This is a genomic window from Paenibacillus sp. FSL H7-0756 (assembly GCF_038006765.1).
Classification (GTDB): Bacteria; Bacillota; Bacilli; order Paenibacillales; family Paenibacillaceae; genus Paenibacillus_AQ.
Genome location: NZ_JBBOVT010000003.1, coordinates 1,251,615 through 1,265,621, shown reverse-complemented (window position 1 = coordinate 1,265,621; position 14,007 = coordinate 1,251,615). Strand labels below are relative to the sequence as shown.

8 protein-coding genes and 1 other annotated feature are annotated in these 14,007 nt (G+C 54.0%); of the genes, 5 read left to right on the top strand and 3 right to left on the bottom strand.

Features of this window, described 5'->3' with window-relative positions; all coding sequences use genetic code 11:
* Positions 1-228: 228 nt before the first annotated feature.
* The gene (gene pheS / locus NST04_RS31490) at positions 229-1,263 is read right to left on the bottom strand and encodes a phenylalanine--tRNA ligase subunit alpha (RefSeq protein ID WP_341187739.1); all 1,035 of its coding nucleotides are present in this window, start codon (positions 1,261-1,263) and stop codon (positions 229-231) included.
* Between the two features lie 59 nt (positions 1,264-1,322).
* Positions 1,323-1,611 (bottom strand) — a binding site (T-box leader).
* A 219-nt stretch (positions 1,612-1,830) separates the two neighbouring features.
* On the opposite strand from pheS, the gene NST04_RS31485 reads away from it, so the two are divergent.
* The 5 genes from NST04_RS31485 to NST04_RS31465 all read left to right on the top strand — a co-directional run bounded on the left by NST04_RS31485 (position 1,831) and on the right by NST04_RS31465 (position 9,881).
* Complete coding sequence (locus tag NST04_RS31485; RefSeq protein WP_341187738.1) at positions 1,831-4,377, top strand: hypothetical protein; 2,547 nt, start codon at positions 1,831-1,833, stop codon at positions 4,375-4,377.
* Positions 4,374-5,879, top strand: a complete 1,506-nt coding sequence (locus tag NST04_RS31480; protein WP_341187737.1) for an efflux RND transporter periplasmic adaptor subunit — start codon at positions 4,374-4,376, stop codon at positions 5,877-5,879. Before NST04_RS31485 ends, NST04_RS31480 begins: the two co-directional genes overlap by 4 nt.
* The gene (locus NST04_RS31475; RefSeq protein WP_341187736.1) at positions 5,876-6,577 is read left to right on the top strand and encodes an ABC transporter ATP-binding protein; all 702 of its coding nucleotides are present in this window, start codon (positions 5,876-5,878) and stop codon (positions 6,575-6,577) included. Before NST04_RS31480 ends, NST04_RS31475 begins: the two co-directional genes overlap by 4 nt.
* Positions 6,574-7,746 (top strand): ABC transporter permease, encoded by a 1,173-nt coding sequence (locus NST04_RS31470; protein ID WP_341187735.1) that lies wholly within the window; start codon positions 6,574-6,576, stop codon positions 7,744-7,746. The genes NST04_RS31475 and NST04_RS31470 overlap by 4 nt, the downstream gene beginning before the upstream one ends.
* A gap of 530 nt (positions 7,747-8,276) precedes the next feature.
* Positions 8,277-9,881 carry a sensor domain-containing diguanylate cyclase gene (locus tag NST04_RS31465; RefSeq protein WP_341187734.1) on the top strand — a complete coding sequence of 535 codons (1,605 nt, stop codon included), beginning with the start codon at positions 8,277-8,279 and terminating at the stop codon, positions 9,879-9,881.
* A 99-nt stretch (positions 9,882-9,980) separates the two neighbouring features.
* On the opposite strand, the gene pulA is transcribed toward NST04_RS31465, so the two are convergent.
* Positions 9,981-12,380, bottom strand: coding sequence for a type I pullulanase (pulA, locus tag NST04_RS31460; RefSeq protein ID WP_341187733.1), 2,400 nt, complete (start codon positions 12,378-12,380; stop codon positions 9,981-9,983).
* A gap of 328 nt (positions 12,381-12,708) precedes the next feature.
* The gene (locus NST04_RS31455) at positions 12,709-13,953 is read right to left on the bottom strand and encodes an MFS transporter (RefSeq protein WP_341187732.1); all 1,245 of its coding nucleotides are present in this window, start codon (positions 13,951-13,953) and stop codon (positions 12,709-12,711) included.
* Positions 13,954-14,007 lie beyond the last annotated feature (54 nt).

Sequence of the window (14,007 nt, the reverse complement as noted above, 5' to 3'; positions counted from 1 at the left end):
CTGCTCCTCCAGTTCCAAAATTCCCCTCCGCCACTTTTCCTTCAACTTGAATTTTTTAGTTCAATCTATATAGCAGTAAAAATTCAAACACAAAGGCGGTCGCTACCGCTCCTCCAGTTCCAAAATTTCCCTCCGGCACTTCAATTACAGTCATTCCTAATTAGGACTGCCGTCGTCCCTCCGGCTTATCAGTATCCGGCCCGCGCCCCATACACACCCGCCAAATCCCTAAATCCCCTTGAACTGCTTCACAAAGCCCATATCATTCGTGTAGAAGTAACGGATGTCATCGATGCCGTACTTCAGCATCGCGATCCGCTCAGCGCCCATGCCAAACGCGAAGCCGCTGTAGACCTCAGGGTCGTAGCCGCCCATCCGCAGCACATTCGGGTGCACCATACCGGCGCCGAGAATCTCAAGCCAGCCGCTCTGCTTGCAGAGCCGGCAGCCTTCGCCGCCGCATTTGAAGCAGCTTACATCCACCTCAACGCTAGGCTCGGTGAACGGGAAGAAGCTTGGGCGCAGGCGGATGCCCGCGCTAGGACCGAACATCTCCTTCATGAACTGCTGCAGGGTCCCCTTCAGGTCGCTCATACGGATATTGCGTCCGATCACCAGACCTTCAATCTGATGGAACTGGAAGGAGTGGGTCGCATCGTCGTCGTCACGGCGGAACACCTTGCCCGGACAGATGACCTTGACTGGAGTCTCCCCGTTCATCGCCTGCATGGTGCGGATCTGAACCGGCGAGGTCTGTGTGCGCATCAGAATATCTTCCGTAATATAGAAGGAATCCTGCATATCGCGGGCCGGATGGTTCTTCGGAAGGTTAAGCGCCTCGAAGTTGTAATAATCTGTCTCCACTTCCGGTCCTTCCGCCACCTTGTAGCCCATACCGATGAAAATATCCTCGATCTCCTGAATCACCCGGCTGAGCGGATGAATGCCGCCCTGCGGCATGCCGCGGCCCGGCAGGGTTACATCGACCTTCTCCGCATTCAGGCGGTTCTCCGTCTCCTGCTGCTGGAACAGCTCCTGCTTGGCGCCGATCACCTCTTCAATGGCGCTGCGCACCAGATTGGCCACCTGGCCGATCACCGGACGCTCCTCCGCGCTTAGTCCGCCCATACCGCGCAGAACCTCTGTCAGCTCGCCTTTTTTGCCAAGGTATTTGACGCGCAGATCATTCAGAATCTGCGGATCGGACACCGCCTGCAGCTTCGTCAGTGCCTCGGCCTTCAGTGCTTCCAATTTGTCTTTCATGGCTTGTACTGCCCCCTCAAATCTCATATTGTTCAACAAAAAAAGGCCTTTCCTCCCGGTAAAGGGACGAAAAGACCGTGGTACCACCCTTGTTAGACGGCCGTACGCTTCCCTTAAGAGCAATATTCCCTCTTTCGGTACGGCAAAGACCTGTCTCACTTTATACAGAAATAACGGTCTGCGGCCGGTCCCCCCTACTAGCACTCTTCAAGGAAGCCTTGATGTACATTCAGGGAACTGCTCCGGAGTGAACTTCGGCAGCTCTGCTCTCTTAGAAACGCTCTCAATCTGCGGCGCTTCCTCCCTGTAAGCCAGGCACTGCGTACTCTTCTCCATCATTGCATGTATGCGGATTATATCCTCTGCACTTCGATCCTCCGCTTGGGAAGATATGCCCATCTATTATATGCAAAAACAGCCCGTTTGACAAGCTGCGCTAATTCCGCTTATTTTTTATCTTCTTTTAAGCTTCCTTTAAGCTTCAGCGCGGTTTGAAGGCTTTTTTTCAGCGGGCATTCAGTCAATGCTGATATTTTGCCTTATGAGATCATTCAAGGAGGAAATTACATGCCTACACGAAAAAAAGCATTTGTTCTGCTGCTGCTCAGCACATTTGCCGCAATTCAAACCGCAGGAAGCCCGGGAACCACGGCCTATGCTGCTTCATCCGGTTCTACGGCTGCCACAGCAGCAAGCCCGGTCACGGAAGTCTCCACTCTTAACAGTCTAAGTGCGCTCAAGCTCGCTACCACGCTTCAGGTGAAGCTGAGCCATGTAGGGATTCAGAGCCAAACCGGCGGTAATATTCTCACCTACACGCTTACCTACACCAATACTGCCGGCAGCAGCGTCAATCTGGCGGACTATTTCTCCAAAATAGTAACGGCGGGCGGCAGCGTCATCAAGGGAATACCGGTCAGCGCAGACAGTACAGTCAAGAAAATCCCCGCAAAGCAAAGCACCAGCCTTACATACTATGCGAATATTGGAACTGCCGCCTCCGTCAAAGGACTTAAAATCAACATCTACGGCTGGAATTTCAGCGCCGCTAATTATGAACAGCGTATAGGCACGTTCACGGTCCCAGCCAATTATTCTCTGTCCTCGCTTACAGGAGAGACCCGGAAGGTTGAACTCGGCGGCCTTACAGCCGGCACCAAAGCCGAATCCGTGCAAATCTACAAATATAACGGCAAAGTCTATGCTAAGGTCGGGCTTAGCTTAACCAATCTGGGTACCAAAGTGCTTACAGATCCGGGCTATAGCTTGTACCTGAAATCCTCGGGCGGCTCTGTCTTCACACTTACACTGGATGACAGCAGCTCCGAATTCAAGCTTCAGCCTCAGGAGAAGAAGACGCTCTATTATATGACCGAGATCCCCTCCTACATGAATCTCAGCAAGCTAACGCTACAGATCGCTAAGCTGGATGAAGGACTCAAGCTGTACCTGCCTGTCTCTTCCTACGCGCTTCCGGCTGCGGTAACCGCCGATTTCACTGTAGCGGCGGGCTATACCAAAAAGGTCTCCATCGGCAGCAATATCGTGGACATGCAGCTGCTGAAGGCAACTGTGCATGCGGATAACGGGAACGGTGTCTGGAGCTATCAGCTCCGGGTGAAGAATACCGGCAGCACAGCGGTTACTTTGCCTGCTTATGAGCTTAACGTCAATTCGGCGGAAGGCTATAGCTTCCCGGTGACGTCCACAACCTTGAGCAGCCTGACCCTGAAGCCGCTGGAAGACAAGCTGATTGAGCTGAGCGCCAGTGTTCCGCTGGAGCTGGCTCAGAATTCGCTGGAGCTGCGCATGATTGCTCCTGCAGCCAGCGCGGATAAAGTAACGCTGCCTGTGGCCTATTTCCGCATCCCTTATAAGCCGGAGAGCCAGATTCATCTCGCCGCCGAGACCAGCGTAACCAATACCTACGGCACGTTCGCTGTCTCTCTGGACTCCCTGCTGCGTCTGCCTTGGGGCAGCGAGGATCTGGTGCAGGCTGTACTAACGATACGCAATGCAACGTCCAAGACCATTACTTTGCCTGCTTTTACCGGAATACTCCTGGTGGATCAGAAGGATCTCACTTCCTCTTCACAGACTTATACGGGCAACAGCTCTTCAGTCCTTGCCCCTGGTGCCAGCACACAGATATCGGTTCAAGCCCATATTCCATATACCCTGGATTTCAGACAAGTCAAGCTCATCCTCCAGGAGACCAAGGGTACAGAAGTGTCGCAGTTCCTCTCTCTCAGCACAAGCGACAGTGCCGTTAAAAGTGTTGCACCGCTGGCTCCAGGGGAAGCCTTCAAGATCACGGCCACCGGCAAAAAAGCCACCGTCAAGGAACGTTCCACCCTCCTGTATACAGGAACCGGCTCGAATCTTGTGTACAGCGAAGTGGAAATGAACAGCGACGAAGTCCGGCAGGCAGATCTGGCCCGTCTGTACGCACAGTTCAGGACTGCTGACGGGCAATATTTTGAAGCAACCGTAAGCCAGTCTGAGCTGCCAACCAGCCCTGAGGGCACAACACTGGTTACCTTCTGGGCAAAAGTTCCGGCTGCTCTGGACACGGCAGGTCTTCAGCTGTATATCAGCCAGTCGATTGCGGATGGCAAGCTGACTGCCGCAGGAACGGCTGCGACGGGATATGTGAATACTGCAGCGCTGACACTGGCTCCGGCAGAGGTTACGCCTTTGACCAATCTGGCTTCCGTTCCGCTTTTCCCTTATACACTGGCAGTTACCAGCTCTACAGGGGAACTCACCAAGGGCGAAAGCAGCATTGCTGTGACGTTCAATTACAATCTCAATCAGGATAATGCCTACCAGACAGGCGCTTACCAGCATAAGCTCATCCTTCAGGTTATAGATCCTTATGGACAGTCTCACGAGAAAACACTGACGCTTGGCACCGACTTGACTCTGGGAACAAACAACTCTTATTCTACGACCCTTACCAGCGTCCTGTTCAAAAATCTGAGCTCCGGCACCTACGCCCTTAAATTCTACGATGAATTCCAGGGAATGCGGACGGAGCTCGCCAGCCAGGCCTATTCCCTTGAGGTTACCGCCAAAGCAGCCACGTCTTCCACTGAAGGAGCCGCAAAATGAAGAAGAAAAAGATCATTATTATCGCTTCAGCCATACTCCTCGTTGCTATTGCAGGGATTGCGGGCTATAGACTCTGGCCGGATCAGAACCGGCAGATCAACGCCGCCCCGCTGAATACGGCAGTTGCCAGTAAGGGGGATATTCTGGTGAGTGTCTCGGGTTCAGGTGCAGTATCGGCAATCAACAGCGAGAGCATCCGTACCAAAGAAGCCGGGAAGGTCGATACGGTCATGGTTAAGAAAGGCGATGTCGTTAAAAAAGGCGCGGTGCTGATCACATTTGTCGCGGGCGATCTGGATGATAAGCTGAAGGAAGCCACAAAGTCGCTGGAGAATCTCAAGACAGAGCTGGAAAACAAACAGGAGAGCTACAAGACGCTGGCTATGAATAACGCGGCAGAGGAAGAGCTGGAGTCGGCAAAAAAAGCCATTGATAAGGCCAATAGCGATATCTTAGACCAGCAGGAATCCATCGCTGCCATCCATGAAGATATGGCTCTGCCTGATCCGCTGACCGCTCCGATCGATGGTACGATCACTGCCGTGAATATTACGGCCGGTGAACAGGCCCAGAATGGTACAGAGCTGTTCACCATGACTGATTACGTGAATCTAAGCGTAACCGTTCAGGTAGACGAGCTGGATATCCCCAAAATCAAGCTCAATCAAGTCTCCACCATTACACTGGATGCCCTTGAGGATAAGTCTTTTACCGGTAAAGTTATAGATATAGCCAAAGAAGGAACCTCCTCCAATGGTGTCTCCCTGTTCAACGTCACTGTAGGATTAAATAACTCGGAGGGTGTGCTTATCGGCATGTCTGCGGAGGTGGCGGTTACCATCGAAGAGAAGAAGGATATTCTGACCGTTCCTATCGAAGCTGTAACAAAGATAAACGGGAAATCCTTCGTCAATGTGCCGGTGACCGGCGGAAATGAATCAGGCACCAAAACTTCTGGTAACGGAGCGGCTGGCTCCAAGTCTGCTGAGAGTGGCACGGCTGACGGACAGGCTCCCGGCGGCCAAGGCGAAATCCGGCCGGAAGGAGCAGAAGGCCAGACCGGCGGCAGGGCTGCACGCGGAAGCGGTCAAGGCGGCGGATACCCTCAGGGCGGCGGAGAAGCCCGGGGCGGAGCGTTTTCCGGCGGTGAATTTCCGGCCGGCGCCGGGTTCTCCGGCAGGGCAGCAGGAAGCCGGAGTGCTTCGGGCAATGCCGCCGGCACGCAGCGTGTGGCTGTGGAGACCGGTATCCACAATGAGAGCAGCATCGAAATCGTCAGCGGCTTAAGTGAAGGGGATGAAGTGATCCTCCCAACCGTGATTTCCTCAGGCAATACCACCTCTCCGCAGCAAGGCGGCATGGGTGGTGGCATGGGCGGCTTTGGCAGCGGAGGAATGACCGGCGGGAGCGGAGGCTTTCCCGGCGGGAGCGGGGGCGGCTTCACCGGCGGGGGCAGCGGGGGCAGCAGGGGCGGTTTCTCCGGGGGCGGTGGCGGACGATGACCTCACCAGAACCGCTGATCCGGGTTGAGAATATGCAGCACAGCTTCACGATGGCCGGAGAATCAATGACGGTTCTGAGGAGCCTGAGCTTCACCATTGATCACGGTGAATTCGTTGCGATCATCGGCCCGTCAGGGTCAGGCAAGTCCACCCTGATGAACATGCTGGGCTGCCTCGATGTGGCGAATGAAGGCGATTATTTCCTGGACGGCCAGGAGATCCGCAGGCTGTCTGACAACAAGCTGGCTCAGATCCGCAACGAGAAGATCGGCTTTATATTTCAGAACTTCAATCTGCTGCCGAAATTATCAGCGGTAGAGAATGTAGAGCTGCCCCTGATCTACCGTGGAATGTCCCACAGGGAGCGTAGAGAAATTGCCCGCAGCGCCCTGGTCCGGGTAGGCCTGGAGAGCCGAATGAATCACCGTCCCTCCGAGCTGTCTGGAGGCCAACAGCAGCGTGTGGCTATTGCCCGCGCTCTTGCCGGAACCCCGCCTATTCTTCTTGCCGATGAGCCCACCGGAGCGCTGGACTCCAAGACAGGCAAGGAGGTTCTGCAGATGATTAAGGAGCTTAACGAACAAGGGCATACCATTATTCTGATCACGCATGACCTGGAGATTGCCGAGCAGGCCAAACGGGTGATCCGGATTCAAGACGGGGATCTTGTAGAGGATCGGAAGGTGGTGCACTCATGATGCTGTACCAGAGTATGAAAATGGCCTTCAAAAGTATTCTGAGCAGCAAAATAAGAGCCTTTCTTACCATGCTGGGCATTATTATCGGGGTCTCCTCCGTCATTGCACTTGTCGCTGTGGGCCAGGGCACCACCTCGCAGATTACAGAGTCCCTAAGCTCCCTGGGAACTAACCAGCTGACCGTCAACATTACGGGCCGCGGAGCCACCACTTCGCTAACCTACGAGGAGGCCCTGGCCCTTGGTGAGATTGAAGGGGTGGATAATGTATCCCCGATAATCTCCGGGAACGTAACCGCCAAGCACGGTACCGAGAACGTTTCCGTATCCGTAGAAGGCATTACACCTGCCTACGAAGAGGTCCAGGATTTCCATGTGCAATCCGGAAGATTCCTGCTTGAGATGGATACAGAATACCGGCAGAAGGTTGCGTTAATCGGATCAGATACAGCGGAGGATCTATTCGGTACAGATAATCCTGTAGGCCAAAAGGTACAGATCAACGGAAGCAGCTTCAAGATCGTCGGGTTGCTGGAGAGTAAAGGCTCCACCAGCGTCGGTTCAAGCGACGAGAAGCTGCTGATCCCCATCTCTACAGCCGAACGGTTCCTGCAGAGCAAGGGCGTCCGCTCCATTACGCTCACCACCACTTCCAATGACAATGTGGATGAGGTCAAAACCAAGCTGGAGGCCAGCCTTACAGCCAAATTCAGTGCAGCGGAGAATGCCTACTCTGTCTTTGATTCACGGGAGATGCTGGAAACGGTGAATGAGACCAGCTCCACTCTGTCCATGGCCCTTGGCGGTATCGCAGGTATTTCGTTATTTGTAGGCGGGATAGGGATTATGAACATTATGATTGTCTCAGTCAATGAGCGAACCAGAGAGATCGGCATCCGCAAGGCCATCGGGGCCAAAAAAAAGAACATTATGATGCAGTTCATGATCGAGTCCGTAGTCTTAAGCGGAACCGGGGGTCTGATCGGAGTCGCATTGGGACTTGGCGCCAGCTGGGCTGTCGGTCATTATACCGCCTTGAATGTGGCGCCCTCCTGGAATATGGTGCTGATCTCCTTTTCTTTCTCCTTGATGATCGGTGTCCTCTTCGGAATGATTCCTGCAAGCAAGGCTGCAAGAATGCGCCCTATCTATGCATTGCGCAACGAGTAGCATCCTCCTATACCCAGCAGTTTATAATCTGCTGTTCCATCCGCTGGTCTCAGATTCCTGGGCTGGCGGATTTTTCTGTTATATTTTTAATGCACAATTGATACCACAGGGGTATCGTTTGCAGTAAAAGTGGGTAATAGGACTCAAAGGTCACAATATCTCTACATAGTAGTTAAGTATACATACTAGTTCTTGGTATCGGCTGTAACGGATATGTCTCCACTGTTTCCACTCCGGCTCCAGGGTCTGCTTCTCGGCCTGTGCATCCGCAGCGGAAGCTGACGGGGCTTATTATTTTTTCAGCAATTGCTCTGCTTAAGGGATGTCCTATATACTGGTGAAAAGAAACCGCGATCTAACCGGAAGCTATTCTGTCTATTGCCTCTTTCTTCCCCTGCTCTCTAGGACTCGCTAACGTATACTCTCTTACATGCCTGCATGAAGCCATATTCCGCATAAGGATAAGTTTCGCATGCACCAAAGCTACACCCATGAGATTTGCAAAAGTTCTGTGCGGGGAGAGGATGACAGTGGCCGTTTTTTCGGAAAACACAAGTACACGCAGACTGATTATATTATTCACGTCCATCACCGTTCTTCTGGTTGGGATCAGTGTGGCCTCCCTGCTGATTCTGAATCATACGATGAACAAATTATCCGATTCCTTATACAGTGATGTCTACCAGAATTCCGAGCTCATTCTGAATGCCGACCGCGATCTGTATCAGGCAGCCCTAGCGCTTCAGACCACAGTCGGCGGGACGCTGACCAGCGCGCAGCGCAGTACACTGTCACAGGAATTCGAAGACAATAATGCTCAGGCGCTGCAGCGCGTCAATACCGCCCGCTACAATCTGAATGCGGTGAAGAGCCCGTTCAATGGAATGAAGCAGAGCGAGCTGCTGCTGGACGAGCTGAGGAATGAGCTGGATCACTTCGGAACCACGCTTACCGCATGGAGGGATAACGGCCGGGAGCTGATCTCGCAGCGGGTTCAGAAGAGCTGGAACCCTGCCTCCTATTCTGCCCTCACCATACATACGGAGCTGAATGAAGTACGGGAAAGCCTGAATCAGGCAGAGGACAAGATTGATACCTATGCAAGCCAGGTAATGACAGAGTTCAATAATCTCAAAAGCTCCCTGTTCGCCGTCTACTCTGTATTCCTGTTCCTGCTTGTTCTGGTTATCATCTATCTCAGCCGCAGGCTGATCTCCCTGCAGAACGAAATGCAGGACGAGCAATCGCTCTACCAGCTGATCGGTGAGACGATGTCCGACTTCATTGTGCTGACAGATCCGGACGGTCTGATCCTGTATGCCTCTCCTTCCCATGCAACTGCACTGGGCTATGTGCCAAGCAAAGGGGCGCCGCTCTCCAACTATATCCGTGAAGCCGAGATCTCCTGGGCCAAGCTCAAGAGCGTGGTGCAGTCTTCCCCGAGAATATCCGAGCTGCGCATGCGCTCGGCCGAAGGGCATTGGGTATGGCTGGAGACCAAGGTTACCCCGATTGCAGGCAGCCGTAATTTCCCGGCACAGTTCATGCTGGTCTCGCGTGAGATTACCCAGCGCAAGCAATATGAGGAGCGGCTGCACAAGCTGGCCTTCTATGATCATCTGACGGCGATTCCCAACCGTGCCCATTTCAAAATGTACATGGAGAACCTGATCAACCAGCCCGAGGACCGCCGGCAGGAGATCGCCGTTGCGCTGCTGGACTGCGACCGGTTCAAGCAGCTGAATGATACGCTCGGCCATCTGGCCGGAGATGAATTCCTGCAGCTGCTCTCCCGGGAGCTGCAGCAGACCGTGAAGGGCTCCGGCCAGGCCTTCCGGATCGGCGGGGATGAATTCGCCGTGGTGCTGCACCGTTTCACCAGCCCGCAAATGCTGGACGAGCTGCTGAACCGTCTGCTCCAGCTGTTCAACAAATCCTGGTCCGTCAACCAGGGCTCCAGCTTCCACACCTCTGCCAGCATCGGCGTGGCTCTGTACCCGCAGCACGGCAGCAGCATCAACGAGCTGCTCCGTGCCGCCGATCTTGCGATGTACCGCTCCAAGAACCATGGCGGCAATGAGGCTAACCTGTACAGTGAGCATGTGGATAAGAAGTACAGTGATCAGCGGAACTAGCACTGTCAGAAGTTGACTCCCTATCTATAACTCCTAGCCAAAAAGAGCTGATTAGCTCCCCTCCCACAGGAGATGGAACTAATCAGCTCTTCTTATGTTCTAGCTGGTCTGCTGCAAAGGATCAGCCAGCTCTGTCCTATGCTCTGGACTTCGCTCCCGAACGGTCACCTTGATAACCTGCTCCCCGCTGCCTGAGCAGTCGATGAAGCGGTCAGCGGTGCCGTCCTTCTCCTCCCAGTCGTTCAGCCGGAGGACGTAGCCTATCGTGGAGGTCCCCGGCAGCACTTCAATCCGTGCTACGGCATGACCCTCCTCCATGTGCTGGAAGTCCCGTTGCCCATCCTGAATGCCTGTACCCCACACCCAGAGATTCCAGCCCCGGTAATCGCCGTCCGGGCGGTCATAATGAACTTCTACAATCTTCGATCTTGGCTCGGGCTCCCCGTATTTATCATAGAGTACCATCATCGACAGTCCTGCGACCTCTACACTGCCGTTGTCCGTCTGCCGGAAGGCCTCCGGTCCGGCATGGGTATGATCAACTACGATGTTCCAGCAGCCGGAGGTCTCCGGGAGGCACTGGGTGACCGGCTCCATATTGGCATTATAGATCACCACGATATTATTCCATGTATCTCCGCCAGCATGGTCCTTCAGTCTGTAGGCAACGACTCCGCTGTCACAGCGCAGGAACTCCAGACTGCGTTCAATCTCCTGACGCCCGTGCAGGCGGAAGGCTGGATGTGTCCGGCGCAGCTCAATCAGACCTTTGTAATATTGAAATACTGCAATGAATTTGCTTTTGTTCTCCCAGCGGATCGCATTGATGCAGTCCGGGCTGCGATAGCTGTTATGATCTCCGTATTTGCTGCGCAGCAGCTCATCCCCGGCATGGAGGAACGGAATTCCCTGCGAGGTCAGAATGATTCCGTTAGCCAGCAACGAACGGCGTACCGTCTCATGTTCCAGCACATTCTCGGGATCTACTCCCACATACGGATTCGCCTGCTCTACTGCGGCCTTGAGATCCCCGCCGCCCCGCAGCTTGCCGCCCTCAAGCTCCGGCAGTCCGGCTTCCCCGCGAAGTCCCCGGGTAGCCAGAATTTTGTCCCACAGGTTGAGATTATCATGTGCAGTTACATAGTTCACAGTCTCTGTAGGCGCATCGGTGAATTCATGAATCGCCCCGCTCACCCCGGACGCGATCGCACCTTCTTTGCCGTATTCCCCGGTCACGAAGCCTTTGCCCCAGCCGTCACTGTCTCCCTTGATGGCCGCGCGGAAGTTGTCGTTGAAGACGGCGTAGCCTTTGCCGCGCTGCACGCCCTTCAGCGTCTTGGCGGCAAGCGGCGAGTCGCCGCCTGTCCACGGCTCACCATAGATCAGCAGCCCCGGATTAATCTCCAGCCGCAGTTCCTCGGTAATCTCGCGCATGGTCACGCTGTCCATCAGCCCCATCAGATCGAAGCGGAACCCGTCAATATGGTACTCCTTAGCCCAGTAGGACAGGGAATCCTTGATATACTTGCGGACCATCGGCCGTTCTGTAGCCAGCTCATTGCCCACGCCCGAGCCGTTAGAGAGCCGGCCGCTCTGATCATGGCGGTAGTAATAGTCCGGCACCAGCGGCTGGAAGGGTCCCTTCTGGAACCCATAGGTATGATTGTAGACGACGTCCATAATCACCGAGATGCCGCGGCTGTGCAGCGCCTGAACCATCTCCTTGAATTCCCGGATACGGCTAAGCGGGTTAGCCGGGTCTGTGCTGTAGGAGCCTTCCGGCACATTATAGTGCTGGGGGTCGTAGCCCCAGTTATAGTCTGTGAAGATGGAGGACGCCGGTTCTTCTCCTGGCTTGCCCAGCTCATCCACCGTCTGATAATCGAACACCGGCAGCAGATGAACATGCGTGATGCCCAGCTCAGCCAGATGATCAATGCCCAGCGGATGACCCGCTTCATCCCGCAGGCCGGTCTCGGTGAAGGCCTTGAATTTCCCCTTATACGTCAGTCCGGAGCCAGGGTCTGACGAGAAATCGCGGACATGCAGCTCATAGATTACAGCATCTGCCGGATGCGGCAGCCCAGGAGAAGCATCGCTCTCCCAGCCGTCCGGGTTAGTCTCGGACAAATCCACGATAGCCGTCCGCGTTCCATTGGCCGATACAGCTACTGCATAAGGATCGGCCGCTTCATTAATCGACCCGTCGGCAAATACGGCGCGGTACATATAATATTTTCCCTTGAGGTTACCGGGCACCTGGATCGTCCATACTCCGCCTTCAGCACGCTCCATACTAAGAATTTTGCCGCTGTCCTTGTAATCTGCGGTCTGCGGAGTCAGTCCGTTTCCGCCTGTAGCATATAATACGAGCGACACTGTAAAGGCTGTCGGCGCCCAGATCTTAAATACACAGTATTCCGCTGTGTAGGTTAAGCCGAGGTCTTTGCCTTGATAGGTATCGATTTCTTGTTCTGCTTGTATATAATTGCTGCTCATTGCTATTCACCATCCCTACGCTCATCCGTAATACTCCCGGAGAACTATCATTCTATTACTATCAAGCTATGTCCACATTCTCCTTAACTAATACTTTGTACTTGCACAGCTCTGCAAGCGGATGACGCCGGAATTGCTACATAGGGTTCTTTATATAATATGTAACAGTATGTTCACAGGTCTGGGTTAAGGGTGAATTGTGTCACCGGATATATCCTTATATCGGCATGGATAGCCGGGGATTTAAGCTATTTAAATTATAGGTGCTAGTTAACCGAAAGTATACTTGTCCAGCGGCTCCTTGACAATTGTAAAATAATCCAAAACATCAGGACCGCTTCCGCAGCACCCTGCCGTATAACACAATGACAGGTACCAGCAGGAAGCCCGCCGACAGCAGCGAAGCTCTGATAGAGATCCGGCTGCCTATATAACCTACAACCGGACCGCCTGCGCTCTGGCCCAGGGCATCGGACTGGCTGATCATCGACAAGAGTGTAGCCCGGTTCCGGGAGGGCAGCTTCGTGTTCAGCCAGGTGGTATAGATCGGGTCGCTGACCGAACCGACCACCCCCAGGAGCAGTACCGCCCCGATCGCCCAGTAGAAATTAGGCGCAAGTGCCACCATGATAATGCAGCAGGCACGGACGGATGTCAGGAGGAACAAAGCGGCCGCTACTTGGCGTTCCTTTTGCAAATCAATGATTCTCCCGGCCATATAGACAGCCAGCACACCCAGCATAGTAGTCGCCGCACTGATCAGCCCGAAGCCAGCCGCCATCGAGACACCAATCTCCGGGAACCCGACCTCATTCATAAGAAAGACTGGCCACAGACGGTCATATCCTTCAGACGCAGCACCGCTGAATAAAGTTACAACCGTCAGCAGCAGGAGCAGCGGATGATGCCTCAGGATGGAGGCGCCGCTGGCCCAGGTCTTACCCAGCTCACGGATAGCGGAGGATTGCGGCTCACGCTTCCGGCGTACGAACCCGGTCTCCTTCATGTACCGGATCAATATGAATCCCAGGACGAAATAGATAACTCCCCCCGCCAGAAAAGGAAGATTGGACGCAACATGGGATAATCCTACGCTGACCGCAATGCCCAGCAGGGAAGCGCTTAAGCCGAATATTTTGGAGCGCATGAAGAGTCTTCCCGTCTGCTCTTCTCCAAGCTCGTCCACGATCCATGCCGTATCCGCCCCGCTCAGGAAGGTCCAGCCAATCCCGTACAGCATCTGGGAGATCAGCAGCCAGCCGAAGGCAGGCAACAGGGAAGCCGGGTGCATGATCCAGACAATGCTCCCTTCAAGGATAAAAGCACTCCCCACAACGAACACGGCAATGATCACGGACAGCTTGCGGCTATAGGTATCAGCGACCACTCCGGTAATCCCCTCGAACACAAGCACCGTTAACTCCAGCACCGTTCCAATCAGCACCAGCTGAAGCGGATTCAGCTTAAGGTCAACTACATAATAAATACTGTAGGTTGTAAATATCGTACTGGCCGCAAGCGACAACATGAACACATGGAGCAAATAAATCTGTGAAGCACTGAATCTCTGCAAAATGGTTCCACCCTCCGAAAGTAATGGACCCATTATATAAAATAACGCCCGGAC

What these genes read in the sequence shown, in the direction of transcription:
- NST04_RS31470 (WP_341187735.1), top strand. Translation starts at nt 6,574, where the DNA reads ATGATGCTGTACCAGAGTATGAAAATGGCCTTCAAAAGTATTCTGAGC.
- pheS (WP_341187739.1), bottom strand. Translation starts at nt 1,263, where the DNA reads ATGAAAGACAAATTGGAAGCACTGAAGGCCGAGGCACTGACGAAGCTG.
- NST04_RS31485 (WP_341187738.1), top strand. Translation starts at nt 1,831, where the DNA reads ATGCCTACACGAAAAAAAGCATTTGTTCTGCTGCTGCTCAGCACATTT.
- NST04_RS31475 (WP_341187736.1), top strand. Translation starts at nt 5,876, where the DNA reads ATGACCTCACCAGAACCGCTGATCCGGGTTGAGAATATGCAGCACAGC.
- pulA (WP_341187733.1), bottom strand. Translation starts at nt 12,380, where the DNA reads ATGAGCAGCAATTATATACAAGCAGAACAAGAAATCGATACCTATCAA.
- NST04_RS31480 (WP_341187737.1), top strand. Translation starts at nt 4,374, where the DNA reads ATGAAGAAGAAAAAGATCATTATTATCGCTTCAGCCATACTCCTCGTT.